Annotated in this window: 14 protein-coding genes; 4 read left to right on the forward strand and 10 right to left on the reverse strand. The window is 71.1% G+C overall.

Features of this window, described 5'->3' with window-relative positions:
* The first annotated feature begins 8 nt into the window (after positions 1-8).
* Positions 9-530, forward strand: coding sequence for a pyridoxamine 5'-phosphate oxidase family protein (locus MRBLMI12_RS18750; protein ID WP_363357749.1), 522 nt, complete (start codon positions 9-11; stop codon positions 528-530).
* Between the two features lie 60 nt (positions 531-590).
* On the opposite strand, the gene MRBLMI12_RS18755 is transcribed toward MRBLMI12_RS18750, so the two are convergent.
* The 5 genes from MRBLMI12_RS18755 to MRBLMI12_RS18775 all read right to left on the reverse strand — a co-directional run bounded on the left by MRBLMI12_RS18755 (position 591) and on the right by MRBLMI12_RS18775 (position 7,598).
* On the reverse strand, positions 591-2,675 hold the full coding sequence (locus MRBLMI12_RS18755) for a PhoX family protein (RefSeq protein ID WP_349426978.1): 2,085 nt from the start codon (positions 2,673-2,675) through the stop codon (positions 591-593).
* A gap of 137 nt (positions 2,676-2,812) precedes the next feature.
* Positions 2,813-3,856: a TIGR00730 family Rossman fold protein gene (locus MRBLMI12_RS18760; RefSeq protein ID WP_349426977.1), complete on the reverse strand. Its 1,044-nt coding sequence runs from the start codon at positions 3,854-3,856 to the stop codon at positions 2,813-2,815.
* 89 nt (positions 3,857-3,945) lie between these two features.
* Positions 3,946-5,745, reverse strand: coding sequence for a proline--tRNA ligase (locus MRBLMI12_RS18765; RefSeq protein ID WP_363357751.1), 1,800 nt, complete (start codon positions 5,743-5,745; stop codon positions 3,946-3,948).
* A gap of 117 nt (positions 5,746-5,862) precedes the next feature.
* Positions 5,863-7,065 carry a hypothetical protein gene (locus tag MRBLMI12_RS18770; RefSeq protein ID WP_363357752.1) on the reverse strand — a complete coding sequence of 401 codons (1,203 nt, stop codon included), beginning with the start codon at positions 7,063-7,065 and terminating at the stop codon, positions 5,863-5,865.
* Entirely contained in the window at positions 7,062-7,598 is a 537-nt protein-coding gene (locus tag MRBLMI12_RS18775; RefSeq protein ID WP_363357753.1) for an RNA polymerase sigma factor, read from the reverse strand. The genes MRBLMI12_RS18770 and MRBLMI12_RS18775 overlap by 4 nt, the downstream gene beginning before the upstream one ends.
* A 252-nt stretch (positions 7,599-7,850) precedes the next feature.
* Here MRBLMI12_RS18775 and MRBLMI12_RS18780 point away from each other — a divergent pair, with 252 nt between their 5' ends.
* Both MRBLMI12_RS18780 and pcp read left to right on the forward strand, forming a co-directional pair.
* Positions 7,851-9,158, forward strand: coding sequence for an RNB domain-containing ribonuclease (locus tag MRBLMI12_RS18780; RefSeq protein WP_363357754.1), 1,308 nt, complete (start codon positions 7,851-7,853; stop codon positions 9,156-9,158).
* 9 nt (positions 9,159-9,167) lie between these two features.
* Complete coding sequence (pcp, locus tag MRBLMI12_RS18785; RefSeq protein ID WP_363357755.1) at positions 9,168-9,806, forward strand: pyroglutamyl-peptidase I; 639 nt, start codon at positions 9,168-9,170, stop codon at positions 9,804-9,806.
* A gap of 17 nt (positions 9,807-9,823) precedes the next feature.
* Here pcp and MRBLMI12_RS18790 read toward each other — a convergent pair whose 3' ends face one another.
* The 5 genes from MRBLMI12_RS18790 to nhaA all read right to left on the reverse strand — a co-directional run bounded on the left by MRBLMI12_RS18790 (position 9,824) and on the right by nhaA (position 15,842).
* Positions 9,824-11,029 carry a benzoate/H(+) symporter BenE family transporter gene (locus MRBLMI12_RS18790; protein ID WP_363357756.1) on the reverse strand — a complete coding sequence of 402 codons (1,206 nt, stop codon included), beginning with the start codon at positions 11,027-11,029 and terminating at the stop codon, positions 9,824-9,826.
* Entirely contained in the window at positions 11,026-11,772 is a 747-nt protein-coding gene (locus MRBLMI12_RS18795; protein WP_363357757.1) for a metallophosphoesterase family protein, read from the reverse strand. Before MRBLMI12_RS18795 ends, MRBLMI12_RS18790 begins: the two co-directional genes overlap by 4 nt.
* A 39-nt stretch (positions 11,773-11,811) precedes the next feature.
* Positions 11,812-12,693, reverse strand: a complete 882-nt coding sequence (locus MRBLMI12_RS18800; protein ID WP_363357758.1) for an aminoglycoside phosphotransferase family protein — start codon at positions 12,691-12,693, stop codon at positions 11,812-11,814.
* Positions 12,693-13,844, reverse strand: a complete 1,152-nt coding sequence (ispG, locus tag MRBLMI12_RS18805) for a flavodoxin-dependent (E)-4-hydroxy-3-methylbut-2-enyl-diphosphate synthase (RefSeq protein ID WP_204260065.1) — start codon at positions 13,842-13,844, stop codon at positions 12,693-12,695. The genes MRBLMI12_RS18800 and ispG overlap by 1 nt, the downstream gene beginning before the upstream one ends.
* Before the next feature lie 99 nt (positions 13,845-13,943).
* On the reverse strand, positions 13,944-15,842 hold the full coding sequence (nhaA, locus tag MRBLMI12_RS18810; protein WP_363357759.1) for a Na+/H+ antiporter NhaA: 1,899 nt from the start codon (positions 15,840-15,842) through the stop codon (positions 13,944-13,946).
* 244 nt (positions 15,843-16,086) lie between these two features.
* On the opposite strand from nhaA, the gene MRBLMI12_RS18815 reads away from it, so the two are divergent.
* Positions 16,087-18,042: an anthranilate synthase family protein gene (locus MRBLMI12_RS18815; RefSeq protein ID WP_363357760.1), complete on the forward strand. Its 1,956-nt coding sequence runs from the start codon at positions 16,087-16,089 to the stop codon at positions 18,040-18,042.
* The last annotated feature ends 7 nt before the right edge of the window (positions 18,043-18,049 follow it).

An 18,049-nucleotide genomic window follows, 5' to 3' on the forward strand; every position in this document is an offset into this window, starting at 1 on the left:
CTGAGGGCATGACACACGCAGAAGAAGATCTCGTCACCGGCCCGGAGGCGATCGCCCGGGTCAAGGAGCTGGTCGAGGACATCGACTTCACGATGCTCACCACCCGGGATGCCGCGGGCAATCTCGTGAGTCGGCCGATGAGCACACGGCAGATGGACGACGCCGGCGACATCTGGTTCTTCACCCTCGCCGGGACCGGCAAGGTCGCCGAGGCGCAGGCCGACCCGCAGCACGACGTCGGACTGTCGTACCTCGACCCGAAGGGTCACCGGTACGTGTCGGTCGCAGGGCGTGCCGAGGTCGTCCGCGACGACGCGAAGATGAAGGAGCTCTACTCCCCCGACCTCGACATCTGGTTCGAGGACGGACTGGACACCCCCGGCATCGTGCTGCTGCGCGTGACGCCGGTCGAGTGCGAGTTCTGGGAGCCGCGGCACGGCAAGCTCGTCACCGCCGCGGGAATGCTCAAGTCGCTGGTGACCAAGGACACGCCCGACGACACGATGTCGCACGGCAAGGTCAGCTGCTGACCGGAGCCGGACGCCGCGCCGCCTGAGGTCAGGCGGCGCGGCGCTCTCGGCGGCGGCCGGTCAGGCGCGGTAGACCTGGACCACCGACGGGCGCGGCGCCGTCGGCACGGCGCCCGGCAGGGTCGAGCCGTAGTCAGGGAACAGCGAGGTCGGCGCCGCGAACGTGCCGTCCTCACCGGGGTGCTGCACCGCGACGAAGACGAGGCCCTCCTTGTCGTGGATCACCGGCCCGCAGGTCTCGGCATCACGCGGCACCGACAGGAACTGCTGCACGTGGCCGCGCTCGGCGCCCTCGAGCGGTACGAGGAAGAGTCCGTCGTTGTAGCCGATCGTGCTGGGCGCGCCATCGGTGGAGATCCAGAGGTTGCCCGACGAGTCGAAGGCGACGTTGTCGGGGCACGAGATCGGCGACACGAGCTCCTTGGGGAAGCCTGCGAAGTACGAGTTGGCGAACGTCGCCGGGTCGCCGCAGAGGAGCAGGATGCTCCAGCCGAACGTGGTGCCGGACTGCCCCGCCGTCTCGGTCAGCTCCACCACATGCCCGTAGCGGTTGCCGGTGACCGGGTTGGTCTCGTCGAGCGTCGCCGCCGAGCGAGCCGAGTTGTTGGTCAGCGCCAGGTACACCTTGCCGGTCTTCGGGCTGGGCTCGACGTCCTCCGGACGGTCCATCTTCGTCGCGCCGACCGCATCCGCCGCGAGACGCGTGTGGACGAGGACCTGCTCGGTCGTGAAGCCGGGCACGGCGCTCTGCCCGTTCTGCGTCAGCGGGAGCCAGCTGCCGGAGCCGTCGAACAGCCCATCGCTGGGAAGCGCTCCGGTGCCGAGGATCTCGCCGGCCGGGGAGTTGCCCGAGAACTTCGCGACATACAGGTCGCCCTCGCTCAACAGCTGCAGGTTCTTCTTGCGCGAACCCGAGATCCTGTTCTTCGACACGAACTTGTAGAGGTAGTCGTTGCGCTCGTCGTCGCCCATGTAGGCGACCACGTGGCCGTCCTCCGCGACGATGACGTTCGCGCCCTCGTGCTTGAACCGGCCCATCGCGGTGTGCTTGCGGGGCGTCGACGTCGGATCCTGCGGGTCGATCTCGACGATGTAGCCGAACCGGTTGGGCTCGTTGACGAAGTCGGGGTTGTGCGCGTCGAAGCGAGGGTCGTACTTCTCCCATCCCGTCGACGTCGAGGTGGAGGCGGACGCCTGGTACCGCTTCTGAGCCGGGGTGTCCGCTGCCCACGCGAAGTACCCGTTGAAGTTCTCCTCGCCCGACAGGATCGTGCCCCACGGGGTCGTTCCGCCTGCGCAGTTGCCCAGCGTGCCGTGCACCCACCGACCCTCGGGGTCGGCCGCGGTCTTCACCAGGTCGCTCCCGGCCGCAGGGCCCGTCAGCTCGAAGACGGTCTCGACCGTGATCCGGCGGTTGCGGGGGCCACCGACGACATACGACCAGGGCTCACCCGTGCGCTTGCGGCGGATCTCGACGACCGACATGCCCTGCGCGGCCTTGAACACGTCGCCGCGGCGCTGGAGCTCAGCCGGGTCGGACGACGGCGGGAACATGATCGCGGGGTTGACGTACTCGTGGTTGGTCACCAGGACGCCGGTCTTGCCGCTCGGGTCGGCGACGATGTCGAGGTAGTCGCAGTTGTAGCCGAACTGCAGAGCCTGAGCCGCGGGCGACTGGCCGTCGATGTCGAAGGCGGGAGCGTTCGAGAACAGGGGGTCGCCCCACCGGATGACGGGCCGCCAGGTGTAGCCCGACGGAACCGTGAACTCGTCGACGAGCCGGTTCACCGGGGAGATGGGGTCGAACGGCAGGCTGCCGCCGGCGGGGCGAGCGAATGCCGCGCCCGCTCCCCCGACGCCCGCCGAGCCGGGCGCCGACAGCGGCGTCTGCGAGCGGAGACCGCCGACGGCGATCGCGAGCGCCCCGGCCGCGCCGAGCCCGAGGAGCGCACGGCGCGACAGCGCAGCCGAGGCCACCTCCTGGAAGGTCTCGTTGTGCGAGGAGTTGCACTCCGGCCCGAGGCACGCGTTCGCGCATTTGTACTGGCACGTCGCCGCGAGGCGCTTGCCGCGCGCGTGGTCGGCGAGGGGAAGGGAACGGCGGAATCCTTCGATGATGCTCACGAGGGTCCTCTCTGCAGGCATGGCGGCGTCGGCCGGGGATGCCGTCAGCCTCGCCCCGTGCGGCGACGCTCACCGGAACCGCAGGTGAACAGCCGACGACGGACGCATGAGAACGACCTCATTCCCGGGACGGATGCCGCGGCCTCAGCCGCCGTGGATCAGGCCGGCGGTGCAGAGTCCAGCGCGTTGACCGCCGCGATCAGGCGGTACAGCTCACCCACGCGGAACTGGTTGAGCCGCAGCACCAGGCGCGGCAGCTCCACACGGTCGTCGTCCTCACGTTCGATCGTGAGCGGGCCGCGGCGCTCGATGCGGCCCTCTGCGAGCAGGGCGCCGAACTCGGCGTTCAACGCCGATACCTCGGCATCCGTCGGCTCGCTCTTCAGACGCAGCACCAGGCGCTTGCCGACCCACCGCAGCGAGTCATAGTTGCGGTAGAAGCCGGTCAATGCGGCCACGGCGGACTCGACCGAGTCGGTCACCACGACGCGATCGAAATCGCCCTCGGAGATGACCCCCGACGACAGCAGGTGATCGTCGACGAAGCTGCGCAGTCCTGACCAGAACCTTCCACCGGGGGCGTCCAGGAGCACGATCGGCGTCGGGTCGGCCTTTCCCGTCTGCTGCAGGGTCAGCAGTTCGAACATCTCATCCAGCGTGCCGAACCCGCCGGGCACGCACACGAAGCCCTTCGACTCCTTCACGAGCATGAGCTTGCGCGTGAAGAAGTACTTCATGGTGACGTTCCGCGCGTTCTCGCCGACGATCGCGTTCGGCTTCTCCTCGAACGGCAGCCGGATCGAGACGCCGAGCGAGTTGTGGGCACCCGCTCCCTCCGCCGCCGCCTGCATGATCCCCGGGCCTGCGCCCGTCACGACCATCCACCCGCTCGCGGCCAGCGCGGCGGCGACCTCCGAGGCCTGACGGTAGAGCGCGTCGTCGGGGAGGGTGCGAGCCGAGCCGAAGATCGTCGCCTTCGGCAGGTCCTCGTACGGCGCGAACAGCTGGAACGCCGCGCGCATCTCGGTGAGCGCCGCGCTCGCGATCTTCAGGTCGAGCCGGTCGGCGCGGTCCAGGCCCAGCCCGATCCCGGTCGCGAGGATGCGGGCGACGAGATCGGCGTTGTCGGTGATCCCGGCATCTGCGAGCATCCCCCGCATGTCCTCGGTCACTTCAGGGGGCACCGCGGCGCTGTGGTTCATGCCTCCACGTTGCCATGTCCCGTCCGTGTGCGGGCGGACGCGAGCGGAGCGCCCGGATCAACCGTTCCGACCCGAAGGTCGGACGAGGCTCAGCGTGCCGTCAGGCGCGCCACCGCGTCCGCGCTGGACACGACCTCGCGTTCGCCGGTGCGGCGGTCCCAGACCTCGACCTGGCCATCGGCGGCGCCACGGCCGACGATGACGATCCTCGGCACGCCGACGAGCTCGGCGTCGCCGAACTTCACGCCCGGAGACACCTTGGGCCGGTCGTCGTAGAGCACATCGAGGCCGGATGCCTCCAGATCGGCCGACAGCTTCTCGGCCACGTCGAACATGACGGCCTCACGCCCGGCCGCCACGACGTGGACGTCGAACGGCGCCACCGACGGCGGCCAGATGAGGCCCTTGTCGTCGTTGTTGAGCTCGGCGATGATCGCCAGGATGCGGGTGACGCCGATGCCGTACGAGCCCATCGTCACGGTGACGAGCTTGCCGTTCTCGTCGAGGACCTTGAGACCCAGCGTCTCGGCGAAGAAGCGCCCGAGCTGGAAGACGTGCCCGATCTCCATGCCGCGAGCGAGCTCGACGGGCCCGGAGCCGTCGGGCGCCGGGTCTCCGGCGCGGACGTTCGCGACCTCGACGAAGCCGTCACCGGCGAAGTCCCGGCCGGCGACGAGGGTGTGGACGTGCTTCTGGTCGATGTTGGCCCCGGTGATCCACGCCGTGCCGTCGGCGATACGCGGATCGAGGAGGTAGCGGATGCCGGTCGCCGACTCCTCGCCGAGCACCGCCCCGGTCTCGGACCACGGACCGATGTAGCCCTTGACGAGCAGCGGGTGCCTCTCGAAGTCCTGCTCGGTCGCGGGCTCCACGGCCGCGGGGGCGAAGGCCACCTCGACGCGCTTGTCGTCGATGTCGCGGTCGCCGGGCACGCCCACGATGACCAGCTCGCGGGTGCCGTCGAGATGGGTCAGGGCGAGCACGACGTTCTTGAGCGTGTGCGCCGCGGTCCACTCCGCGGCGCCGTCCGTTGCGGGGCCGGCGATCCCCGACGCGGGAGCATCGAGGTGCGCGTTCGCGTGGTCGACCAGCGTCTGGATCGTCGGGGTGTTCGGCGAGTCGAAGATGACCGGTGCGCCGATGCCGTCGAAGGGGATCGACGCCGGCGCGGTCGTCGTGTACGCCTCGACGTTCGCGGCGTAGCCGCCCGCTGACCGGACGAACGTGTCTTCGCCGACGGCCGTCGGGTGCAGGAACTCCTCGGAGCGGGCGCCGCCCATCAGTCCGTTGTCGGCGGCGACGATGACGTACTCGAGTCCGAGCGCCTGGAAGATCCGCTCGTACGCGTCGCGCTGCGACTGGTACGAGGCGTCCTGCCCCTCGTCGGTGTAGTCGAACGAGTACGCGTCCTTCATCGTGAACTCGCGCCCGCGCAGGAGCCCGGCACGCGGGCGGGCCTCATCGCGGTACTTGTCCTGGATCTGATAGATCGTCAGCGGAAGGTCCTTGTACGACGAATACAGATCCTTGACGAGGAGCGTGAACATCTCCTCGTGCGTCGGTGCGAGCAGATAGTCGGCGCCCTTGCGGTCCTGCAGGCGGAAGATGCCGTCGCCGTACGAGGTCCAGCGGCCGGACGCCTCATACGGGTCGCGCGGCAGCAGGGCCGGGAAGTGCACCTCGTACGCGTCGGCGCTCGTCATCTCGTCGCGGATGATCTTCTCGATCTTCGCCTTGACCTTGAGCCCGAGCGGCAGCCAGGTGAACACGCCCGGCGCGGCACGCCGGATATAGCCGGCGCGCACGAGCAGCCGGTGGCTCGTCACCTCCGCGTCGGCGGGGTCTTCACGAAGCGTGCGGAGGAAGAAGTGCGACAGACGGGTGACCACGAGGGTCAAGTCTAGGACGCACGGTCCCCACGCCCACTCACGACAGCGCCGGCGCGCTGCCGCGGGGGTGGCCCTGGCCGCGTCATGGAGTCAGGTAGACCTGCCGAGGTGCCGGGGTCAAGGACGCATCAGCGCGAGCACCGCCGCGGTGAGCGGGAGCGCGTCGGTCGTGCTCCGGATGAAATCGGGCGTCACCATGAGGACGTTGACCCCATCGGTCGCGACGACCACGGAGCCGGACCCCTCGTAGCGGTCGAGCCCCGGCGCGATGACGGCGGCCTCTGCCCCGTCGACCGTCACCGGCTGCGCGTCCGCCGCGTCGAGCGCCGTCTGGAACGCGATCGCGCCGCCGGGGACGACGTCGACGCGGACCACCTCGCCTGAGGTCGTATCTCCGCTCCCCGATGTGAAGTGCAGTTCGCACCAGCTCGCGGCGCCCGCGAACAGCGCGACCCCCTCCAGTCGCTCGGTCGCCTCGCCGCGACTGCTCTGGGCAAGCAGTGCCACCCGCTCGAAGCCGTACACGGCCGGGTCGATGGATGCGACGATCGCGGCGCAGTCGGGCAGCGCCCACCACTCGGCGGTACGGGCGGCGGGAGTCGGGGCCGGGTGATCGGCCAGGCGGCGCGATGCCTCGGCGAAGAGTCCGGCAACACCCGGCGCCGTCACGGAATCCTTCTCGCCTGCCGCCCGGACGACCATCCATGTGCCGCCCACGACGCCCGCCTCCGTGCATTCGACCTGGGTTCCGTCCTCAGTGACGGGCGCGCACCCGGTCGCGGTGCCCGCCTGCAGAGCGTCGTCGACCACGGCCTCGGGATAGGCCATCAGGTGTGCGGTGGCCGCCAGGTAGACGCCGTCCGACACCCAGACGCAGTCGATTCCCCCGAGCACCTCGTTCGCGCCCGTCTTCCAGCGGTAGTCCGACAGCATCATGTCGATCTTCGCGACCGCCTCCACGCTCGCTTCGTCGAGCGCGTTCGCGCATTCGCCGGCGAAGGGAGTGACGCCCGCTGCTGATACGACCGGAGTGGGAGGTGACGGCGTCGGGGTGGGGGCGGGGGTCGTCTCGGGGGTCGGCGACGGAGACGGCGCCGGCCGGGTCTCGCTCGTCGTCGGCGCGGGCGCCGGCCGGGCGTCGGACCCGAGCAGCGCGGCGGTCGTGATGGCACCGCCGCTCACCACGCCGATGAGGACGAGTGCCACCGCACCGGCCACCAGCTGCATGCGGTGTCTCCCCGCCGGGCGGATGCGCTGTGCGCCGGCGAGCACGAGGTCGCGCATCTCGGACTGCTCGTACGGGGTGAGGTCGTCGTTCATGCCCATGCTCCCTCGATCGAAGCCATCTCTTCGCGCAGCTTGGCCTTGGCTCGGGCGAGCCGCGACTTCACGGTGCCCACGGGGATGCCGAGCGTCTCGGCCGCCGCCCGGTCGGGATAGCCCTCGAGGACGGTCAGCACCACGACGCTCTGCTCGCGGGCGGGAAGCCTCTTCAGGGCGGCGAGCACGCCGGTCTCGTCCGGGCCTTTCGGTGCTCCCGGGTTCGATGCGACAGGCGTCCGAGCGAGGAGCGTCCGGTAGCGGCGGCCGGAGCGCTCAAGATTGCGGGCGCAGTTCGAGACGGTGTTGAGCAGCCACGGGAGTGGCGAACCGTCCACGAGGCGGACCGACTCGCGCTTGCGCCAGAGCTCGAAGAATCCGATGGTCACCGCATCCTTCGCATCCTCTCGCGCGGTCAGCAGCCGGCGGGCATGACGGAAGAGACGTGCCTCGTGGCGGTCGAACAGCATTGCCAGCGCGGCCTCGTCGCCGGTCAGGACCCGCTCCCAGAGGGAGGCGTCATCATCGTCCATACCCTGTAGTGTCCGCGTTCCCGCAGATGGTTCATATCCCACCGTGTGGCGCTCCGAAGGGGCGTGACGTCATTCCGCGCGCCGCGCGCTCGGACCGGCGTCTGCCTACACTGAGCGGGTGCCCGCACGTCGCCCCCGAGTGGTCCCCGCGCGGGCCCACGACGACCTGACCGAGTCGCTCTCGCAGCTGCGGACCGAGCTCGACCTTCCGGATGGCTTCCCGGCGGCGGTGGAGGCCGAGGCACAGCAGCGGTGCGCAGCGTCCCTGCCGATCCGGCAGCGGCGCAGCTCGACGACCTGCGCGACATCGAGTTCCTCACGATCGACCCGGCGGGCTCGACGGATCTCGATCAGGCGCTCCACCTCGAGCGCACGCCCACCGGTGCGGTGGTCCACTACGCCATCGCCGACCTGCCGGCGTTCGTGACGCCGGGCGGCGCCGTCGACGGCGAGGCGCGCCTGCGGGGACAGACGCTCTACGCGGCCGACGGCCGGATTCCGCTGCATCCGGTCGCCCTCAGCGAGGACGCCGCCTCGCTGCTGCCCGGGCGCGAGCGGCGCGCGTTCGTGTGGCGATTCGTGCTCGACGACGGCGCACGGCCGGTCGAGACGACCCTGCGCCGCGCGGTGATCCGCTCGCGCGCCCAGTGGACCTACATGGATGCCCAGACCGCGATCGACGCGGGCACCGCGCCGAATGCCCTGCAGGCGCTGGCCTGGTTCGGGCCGCTGCGCCGGGAACGCGAGGCGGAGCGCGGCGGCGTGAGCCTCAACGTGCCCGAGACCCGCATCGTCGCCGACGATTCCGGCTACCGCCTCGAACGGGACGGCCCGCTCGCGGTCGAGGACTGGAACGCACAGCTGTCGCTGCTGACGGGCACGGCCGCGGCCGACCTCATGCTGCGCGGAGGAGTCGGCATCCTCCGCACCATGCCGGCCGCCGATCCGGACGACGTCGCTGCGTTCCGGGCGCAGACCGTGGCACTCGGCATCCCCTGGACAGCCGGCGTCTCGTACGGCGACTACCTCCGCTCGCTGGATCGCGATCGCCCGGCCGCGCTCGCGATCCTGGACGCCGCGGCCGGTCTGTTCCGGGGCGCCGGCTACGTGGCCTTCGACGGCAGCGCGCCCGCCGATCCGCTGCAGGCGGCGATCGGTGCGCCCTACGCCCACGCCACCGCTCCCCTGCGCCGGCTGGTCGACCGGTGGTCGCTCGTGGTGTGCGAAGCGCTGGCGAATCAGCGCGAGGTGCCGTCGTGGGCGCGAGAGAGCCTGCCGACGCTTCCCCCGCTCATGGCACGCAGCGATGGAGTGGCGAACCGGCTGGACGCCGCCGCCCTCGACCGGGTCGAGGCGGCACTGCTGTCGCGACGTGAAGGGCAGGCCTTCGAGGCCGTGGTGCTCGGCCGACGCAACGACGGCGCACGGGTGCAGCTGACGGATCCACCGGTGACCGCCAAGGTGGCCGGGCTCGACGCAGCCCCGGGATCAACGGTGCGGCTGCGTCTCAGGAGCGCCTCCATCGCGACGGGATCCATCGTTCTGGAGCCGACCGCCTAGCCTGGTGTCGTGACGACGACCGTGCTCCTGACCGGGTTCGAGCCCTTCGGAGGCGACGCCGCCAACCCGTCGGGCGAGGCCGTCCACCGTGTCGCCTCCCGCTGGGAGGGACCCGAGGTGCTCGTCTCGGCCGTACTGCCGGTGACGTTCACCGGCGCCGCAGGCCGCCTGCGAGAGCTGCTCGCCGACCACCGGCCGGACGTGGTGATCGCGGCCGGCCTGGCGGGTGGACGCGCCGCGATCGGGGTCGAGCGCGTCGCCGTGAACCTCGTGGACGCCCGCATCCCCGACAATGTCGGAGAGCAGCCGGTCGACGTGCCGAGCGTGCCAGGGGCCGCGGCGGCGCACTTCGCCACGCTGCCGGTGAAGGAGATCGCACGGCGGATCGCCGCGGCCGGCATCCCCGCGGAGGTGTCGTACTCGGCGGGCACGTTCGTCTGCAACCACGTCTTCTTCACGGCGCTCGAGGCGGCGGCATCCGGAACCCGAGCGGGATTCGTCCACGTTCCCTGGTCGGCAGAGCACGCCCCGTCATCCGATTCCGCAGCTCTTCCGCTCGCCGACATCGCCCGGGCGCTCGAGATCGCCGTACGCACCAGCCTCGCCGTGACCGCCGACGCGCGCATGCCCGGCGGCACGCTCCACTGACGCCGGCTGTCTGCCCGTCAGCGCGAGCGGCGTCCCGCGTGGAGCACCTCGCGCACGACGAGTCCCGCGACCAGCGCCCAGAACGCCGCGCTGACGCCCGCGATCGCCACACCCGACGCCGCGACCAGGAACGTCACCACGGCAGGCAGCCGCTCCCCCGGGTCATCGATCGCCTGCTGCACGGCCGAACCGAACGCGCCGAACAGCGCGATGCCGGCGACCGCCGGGATGACGGCATCCGGAGAGACCACCACGAGGGCGACGAGCCCCGCCGACAGGCCACCGAGAACGATGCCACCGGCTCCCGTCGACACCCCGGCGACCCAGCGCCGCTTCGCATCGGGGTCGGCCTCCGGCCCCGCGGCGAGCGCCGCGCTGATCGCCGCCAGGTTGATCGCGTGCCCGCCCGCGGTCGCTCCGAGGGCGGTGCCCAGGCCGGTGACGAGCATCGCCGGCCGCCAGGGCACCTCGTAGCCGAAGCTGCGCATGATGGCGACGCCCGGGACGTTCTGCGAGGCCATCGTCACGAGGAAGAGCGGCAGCGCCAGACCCACGACGGCTCCGACGGTGAAGACGGGCGCCGTGAACTCGAGCCGCGGCACCAGCAGGGCAGGGTCGATCGTCGCGCCGGTGACCGCGACATGCACGCCGATGACGACGGATGCCGCGACGAACGCCAGCGGCACCGCCCAGCGCGGCGCCACGCGCACGAACACCAGCCAGGTGAGGAGGACGGGGATGACGCCCCACGGGTTCTGCACGACTCCGGTGACCGGCGCGAGACACAGCGGCAGCAGCACACCCGCGAGCATCGCCTGGGCGATCGACGGCGGGATCCGGGCGATCAGCCGTCCTAGTTGCGGCCAGAGCGCCGTCAGCAGGATGAGGCCAGCCGTCACGAGGAATGCCCCGACGGCCGCGGGCCAGCCGCCCTCGACGGAGCCCGTGGCGGCGAGCACGGCGGCTCCCGGCGTCGACCACGCCACCGTGATCGGCATCCGGTACCGCCAGGCGAGCAGGATCGCCGAGGCGCCCATCGTCAGGCACAGCACCAGCAGGCCGCTCGCCGCCTGCGCGCGCGTCGCCCCGACGGCGTCGAGACCTGTCAGCACGACGGCGAACGAGCTCGTGACTCCGACGAGCGCAGTCACGATCCCGGCGACGATCGGCCGCGAGAGCGGCGCGGCGGGCTCGGTCGGCGCGGGGCCTGCGGCGGCGCTCACGCGCCCTGCCGTCCGCGGTACACGGCGGTGCGGAGCTCGACCTCCCAGACGTCGCGCCGAGGCATGCCGACGGCCTGCGCCGCCGCGACCTCGGCGTCGACGTCGTACGGCACCCGCACGAAGCGCACCTCGAACGGCGCCCGTTCGGACGCGCCGAGCACACCCTCGAGGATCACATAGCTCGGCGTCGGCTCGTCGAGCGGGTTGCCGACGCTGCCGGCGTTGAAGAGGGTGCGACCGTCGCGGGACTCGAGATACGTGTCGTGGATGTCGCCGTAGCCCACGACGGTCGGCTCGGGGCCGTCCCCGGTCATCTGCGTGGCGCGGAACATGCCGTCGAACTCCTCGTCGGTGTGACGGAACCGCACCCGCACGTGTGGGCTCTCGGCGGACGCGTGGAACAGCCGGATCCGCCGCCCGCTCATCACGAGGTCGTGGCTGAGCGCCAGCCCGCCCAGCCAGCGCCGCTGCTCCGGGGAGAGCTCGTCACGCCACCACCGCATCTCCTCGGGCTGGTCGTCACCGACGGTGCCGATGAAGTCGTCCCAGTTGCCGCGGATGTTCACCTCGCACACGTCGCGCACGCGCTCGGTGGCGGCGCCGCCCCGCGGGCCCTTGCCGACGTTGTCGCCCAGGTTGATGATCCGGCGGATGCCGCGGCCGGCGATGTCGTCGAGCACCGCTTCGAGAGCGGTCAGATTCCCGTGGACGTCGGAGATGAGGGCGATCCGGTCGAGAGCCATCTTCGGATCATGCCACGCCTCTCGGAGCGAGCACGGCCGTCAGCGCTCGAACTCGGCGAGCGCGTCGGCGATCATGCGGTGGCCCTGCGCCTCGAACTCCTCGTCCCCCACCTGATGCGCCCAGCAGGCGGTGCCGATGGCTTCGCGCAGCCGCAGCAGAAGCCAGTGCGACGGACCGAAGGCTCGCTCGGACGTGCCGGATCCGAGCCGCGGATCATGACCGTAGCCCTTGAAGAAGGCGGTCTCGCACGCCGGGTTCTCACGCCACTCCTGCGCCGCGAGCCGAACGAAGTCGGTCGCGGCGGGGCGGAACGCGAACCTGCCGAAGTCGATCACCCGGACCACGCCGGCGTCCACCAGCCAGTTGCGAGGCTGCCAGTCGCCATGCGTGGGAACGAGGTCCGCGTCGATCGGCGGCAGAGCGTCGAGCGCGTGTCGCAGCCGTGCCTGCACCTCCGGCGTGATGGCGTCGGACGTGTCTAGCCAGAGCAGAGCGCGACGCGTGGCCGCGGCATCCGCTCCGTCCGACGGGCGGGAAGCCTGGTCGTGGAACCGCCGCAGCAGCTCACCCGCGCCGCGGTGCACCTCGGGGTCCCCGCCCGCGGGCGTCCGGTACGCGAGCTCACCCGGCACCCACTCCAGCACCAGCACCCGCGCCGCACGGTCGGAGTGCACCAGGCGCGCCGCGTGGCCCCTCTGCTGCCAGACCGCGACGAAGCCGCCCTCGTGCGCATCGAGCTCGCGACCGAGATGGTGGTCGCCGTCGCCGGACGCCTTGACGATCAGCTCGCGACCGGCGTGCCGCACCCGCAGCACGACCGTCTCCACCTGGTTCCAGCTGAGGTCGGCGACGGCCTCGGCTCCGGGCAGCCACTCGTCGACCCGATCCCGCTGCACGGCCGACAGCCGGCCGAAGCCCATCAGGACGTGACGACCTGCGCCGTGCCGACTGCGGCGTCCGGGCCCATCTCGGCGGCGAGACGGTTGGCCTCCTCGATGAGGGTGGCGACGATGTCGGCCTCGGGCACGGTCTTGATGACCTGCCCCTTCACGAAGATCTGTCCCTTGCCGTTGCCCGAGGCGACGCCGAGGTCGGCCTCGCGCGCCTCCCCGGGTCCGTTGACGACGCAGCCCATGACCGCGACGCGCAGCGGCACCGTCATGTCCTTGAGGCCCTCGGTGACGTTGTCGGCGAGCGTGTAGACGTCGACCTGGGCACGGCCGCAGGACGGGCACGACACGATCTCGAGCTTGCGCTCGCGCAGGTTCAGCGACTGCAGGATCTGGTGGCCGACCTTGACCTCCTCGGCGGGCGGGGCCGACAGCGACACGCGGATCGTGTCGCCGATGCCCTCCGCGAGCAGGATGCCGAAGGCGGTCGCCGACTTGATCGTGCCCTGGAACGCGGGTCCGGCCTCGGTCACACCGAGGTGGAGGGGCCAGTCGCCGCGCTCGGCGAGGAGCCGGTAGGCCTTGACCATCACGATCGGGTCGTTGTGCTTGACCGAGATCTTGAAGTCGTGGAAGTCGTGCTCCTCGAAGAGCGACGCTTCCCAGACAGCGCTCTCGACGAGAGCCTCGGGAGTCGCCTTGCCGTACTTCTCGAGCAGGCGCCGGTCGAGCGAGCCGGCGTTGACGCCGATCCGGAGCGACACCCCGGCAGCCTTCGCGGCGGCGGCGATCGCGCCGACCTGGTCGTCGAACTTGCGGATGTTGCCCGGGTTCACGCGCACCGCGCCGCAGCCGGCATCGATGGCCTGGAACACGTACTTGGGCTGGAAGTGGATGTCGGCGATCACCGGGATCTGACTCTTCGCCGCGATGATGTGCAGCACGTCGGCGTCGTCCTGCGACGGCACGGCGACGCGCACGATCTCGCAGCCCGACGCGGTGAGCTCGGCGATCTGCTGCAGCGTGGCGTTGATGTTGGTGGTCGGCGTCGTGGTCATCGACTGCACGCTCACCGGCGCATCGCCGCCGACCAGCACCTTGCCCACCTTGATCTGGCGGGTCTTGCGACGGGGGGCGAGCGTTTCGGGGACCTTGGGCATCCCGAGATTGACGGCTGGCACGTGCTCCAGCCTACGCGTCGGTGCAGGGCATCGGCTGAGTGGCCGCGACCGGACCGTGAGAGCGCGGGGCGGGACGGGATCGCTCGTCCCCCGCCGGGCTCATTCGCTCGCGGCCGGCGACGGTGCAGCGGGCGCCCCCGGCTCCGAGCCGGTGAGCGCGCGGATCAAGGTCTGCGCGTCGTAGGGGCCCACGTGACGGACGCCGTTGATGAAGAACGTCGGCACCGACGTGATGTCCATCGCCTCGGCATCCAGCATGTCGTCGCGCACGCGGGCGGTGACCTTCGGCGAGCTGAGGTCGTCTTCGAAGCGATCGACGTCGAGACCGAGGTCGCGTGCGCGGCGGATGATGTCGGACGGGAGCTGGTGGTCCTGATCTGCGAACAGGCTCCGCGAGAACTCCGGCAGCTTCCCCTGCAGGTTCGCGGCTTCCGCGGCCTCGGCCGCCGCCAGGGCGTTCGGGTGCTGGCGCTCCAGCGGCGCGTGTCGCCACACGTAGCGCAGGCGGTCGCCGAGCTCCTTGCGGACCTCCTCGATCGAGCCCGACGCCTTGAGGCAGAAGGGGCACTGGAAGTCGCCGTACTCCACGATCGTGAGCGGCGCGTTCACGTCACCGTAGATGTGATCGCGCTGGGGGTCGACCGGCCGCACCAGAGCGCGTCCCCCGTCGTCGTCGGGCCGCCGTGCGTCCGAGATGCGGAACACGATCGCTGCGAGCACGAAGGCGAGGACGGACGCCGCCAGCACGCCGACGCGCGCCTCGTTCTGCACGTCGGGGTCCTCGATCGCGAGGTCGATGATGAAGAGCGAGATCGTGAACCCGATGCCGCACAGCATCGCGCCGCCCGCGATGCGGTCGAGCGTCAGGCCCAGTCCGAAATCGCCGAGCTTGAACACCTTCATGATGGCCGCGGCGCCGAAGACGCCGACGAACTTGCCCACGACGAGACCGACGACGATGGCCCAGGTGACCGGGGACTGCGCGGCGGCCACGAGGATCGGCCCCGAGATCTCGACGCCGGCATTGGCGAGGGCGAACAGCGGCAGGATGACGTAGGCGACGTACGGCGCGTACGCCGACTGCAGGCGCTCGTTGATCGAGATCGACTCTCGGAGGCTGTTGGCGGCCTGCCGCGCGTACTCGCTGTTCGGCGACTGGCGGAACATCCGCGCGAGCTCGAGCGCCTGCTCGACGTCGCGCCGATTCGGCCGGTAGACGGGGATCAGCAGCGCGATCGCCACACCCGCGAGCGTCGGGTGCACGCCCGACGCGAGGAAGGCGAGCCACACGATGATCGACAGTGTGGCGTAGATCGGGCCGCGGCCACGCGGGACGTAGCGGGTGAAGAAGATCCCGGCCAGGCCGACGGCAGCGACGAGAAGCGGCAGCGGTGTGAAGCTGTCGGTGTAGAAGAGGGCGATGATGCTCAGCGCGCCGATGTCGTCCACCACCGCGAGGGCGAGCAGGAACACCCGGAGCCTGCCAGAGGCGCGCGGCCCGATCAGCGCGAGTGCGCCGACGAGGAACGCGGTGTCGGTCGAGATCACGACCCCCCACGCGTGCTCGAATCCCGACCCCCTCGCGATCGCGAGGTAGAGCCCGGCCGGCACCAGCAGTCCCGCCACCGCGGCGACCACGGGGATCATGGCGCGGGACCAGCTCGTGAGCTCCCCGATCGCGAACTCGCGCCGCACCTCGAGGCCGACTGTGAAGAAGAAGATCGCCATGAGCGCGTCGTTGACGAGCGCGTGCAGCGTGAACGCGAGATGGATGTCGCCGAAGCTGATCGTCAGCTGCGTCTCCCAGAAGTCGTGATACGACGTCGCGGAGACGTTCGCCCAGACGATCGCGACGAGCGTCGCGAGCACCAGCAGGAGCGCGCCCGTGCGCTGCTCCCCCATGTTTCGGATGCGGTCGGCGATCGAGGGACGCCGTCGGGGCCGCCGATCCGGCTGCTCCGGTTCGGCTGATCGGTCGGTGATCGTGAGGTGGGTCATGGCGTACCTCCGCGGCGCGGGGATGCGGGCAAACGGGTCGGCCCCAGTATGGTGCCGAATCCGGGGACAGTGGGCCGGGATGCGTCGCGGTGACCGATTCGCGCGTGTGGTAGGTTCGGCGCATGTCCGCGCACCTCTCCTGGTGGCTCACCGCATAGGCGGTGTGTTCGCGCGACCACAGACCGCCCATGGGCGGTCTTCTTTTTCGTACGGGACACCGCCCCACGACGAAAGACGACACACCATGACCGGGCCTGCCCCCATGTCCCCTCGCGACCTCGCTGCCAGCGGCATCCCCTTCGCGCTCATCGCGCGCGACGACAGCACCGTCGAGGTGCTGACCGGCGATGTCGTCGACGTCGAGCTGCTGGCCGACATCCCGCTGACGGACGCCTCGGGCTCGCCGCGGGAGGTGCTGGCGCTCGTGCCGTTCCGGCAGGTGCGCGAGCGCGGATTCGAGTGCCACGACGACGGAGCCCCGCTGCGCTGCCTCGTCGTGCGCGACCGAGCCTCGCTCCCGCGCGACGAGACCATGGCGCTGCTGCCGACCGAGCCCGTCGCGCTCGAGGGCGCCGGCTTCGACATCGCCGACGAGGACTACGCCGACATCGTGCGGCGGGTGATCGCCGACGAGATCGGACGCGGCGAAGGCGCGAACTTCGTCATCCGCCGCGACTTCACCGCTGGTGTGTCCACGGATGCCGCCACCGCCGCCCTCACGTGGTTCCGCGCCCTGCTCGAGCACGAGCGCGGCGCGTACTGGACGTTCGCGGTCGTCACACCCGGCCATGTCGCCGTCGGCGCGAGCCCCGAGGCGCACGTCAGCGCACGCGACGGCGTCGTGACGATGAACCCGATCTCGGGCACGTTCCGTCACCCCGCCGGCGGCGCGACCGCCGAGACGCTCACCGAGTTCCTCCGCTCCACCAAGGAGACCGAGGAGCTGTTCATGGTCGTCGACGAGGAGCTCAAGATGATGAGCGCCGTCTGCTCCGACGGCGGCCGCATCACCGGTCCGCATCTCAAGGAGATGTCGCGACTCACGCACACCGAGTACGTGCTGCGCGGGCGCAGCCGGCTGGATCCCCGCGACATCCTCCGCGAGACCATGTTCGCGCCGACCGTGACCGGCTCGCCGATGCAGAACGCGTGCACGGTCATCACCCGGCACGAGAGCACCCCGCGGGGCTACTACTCGGGCGTGGCCGCCCTGTTCACCCCCCGCCTGACGCTCGCGGCCGGCGAGGCGACCCATGACCTCGACGCTCCCATCCTCATCCGCACCGCATATCTGCAGGACGGCCGGTTGCGCGTTCCCGTCGGGGCGACGCTGGTGCGCCACTCCGACCCCTACGGCGAGGTCGGCGAGACGCACGGCAAGGCCGCCGGCGTGCTCGGCGCCATCGGCGCCGTGCCCCGTGACGCTGCGGCCGAGGCCGCCGTCGTCGCCGTGCCCGACGCCGACGTCATCGACGAGGACGCCCCCGCTCCCGCGCCGCGCCGTCTCGCGGACGACCCGGCGATCGCCGAGCTGCTGGCCTCCCGCAACGGACGCCTGGCGGAGTTCTGGCTCAACCCGCAGGGCTCGGACGGGCCTGCGCCGTTCGCCGGCCGGTCGGCGCTCGTCGTCGACGCCGAGGACCGCTTCACCACGATGCTCGCCCATCAGCTGCGCCATCTCGGGCTCGACGTGCGGATCGCGCCGTGGGACGAGGTGACCGACGCCCAGATCGACGACGCCGAGCTGCTCGTGTCAGGCCCCGGGCCGGGCGATCCGCGTGATGTGTCCAGCCCCCGCATCCGGCGCATGCGCGAGGTGGTCGGGCGGCGGCGCGAGAGCGGCCGGCCGATCCTCGCCGTGTGCCTCAGCCACCAGATCCTCGCCGACACGTTCGGCATCGACCTGGCACCGCTGGACGCACCGCACCAGGGGCTGCAGAAGTCGGTCGACGTGTTCGGGATGCCGGCATCCATCGGCTTCTACAACACGTTCACCGCCCGCGTACCCGCGGGCACGACGCGCGCCGGCGAGGCCGAGATCGCAGCGGACGCCTCGGGCGACGTCTACGCGCTGCGCGGGCAGGGCTTCGCATCGGTGCAGGGGCACCTGGAGTCCATCCTGTCGCGGGACGGCATGACCACGCTGCAGCGGCTGGTGGAGCAGGCCCTGATGCCGGTCGAGGCCCGATCTGCCGGATAGTCCGCCT

The organism is Microbacterium sp. LMI12-1-1.1 (assembly GCF_040676455.1).
Taxonomy (GTDB): Bacteria; Actinomycetota; Actinomycetes; order Actinomycetales; family Microbacteriaceae; genus Microbacterium.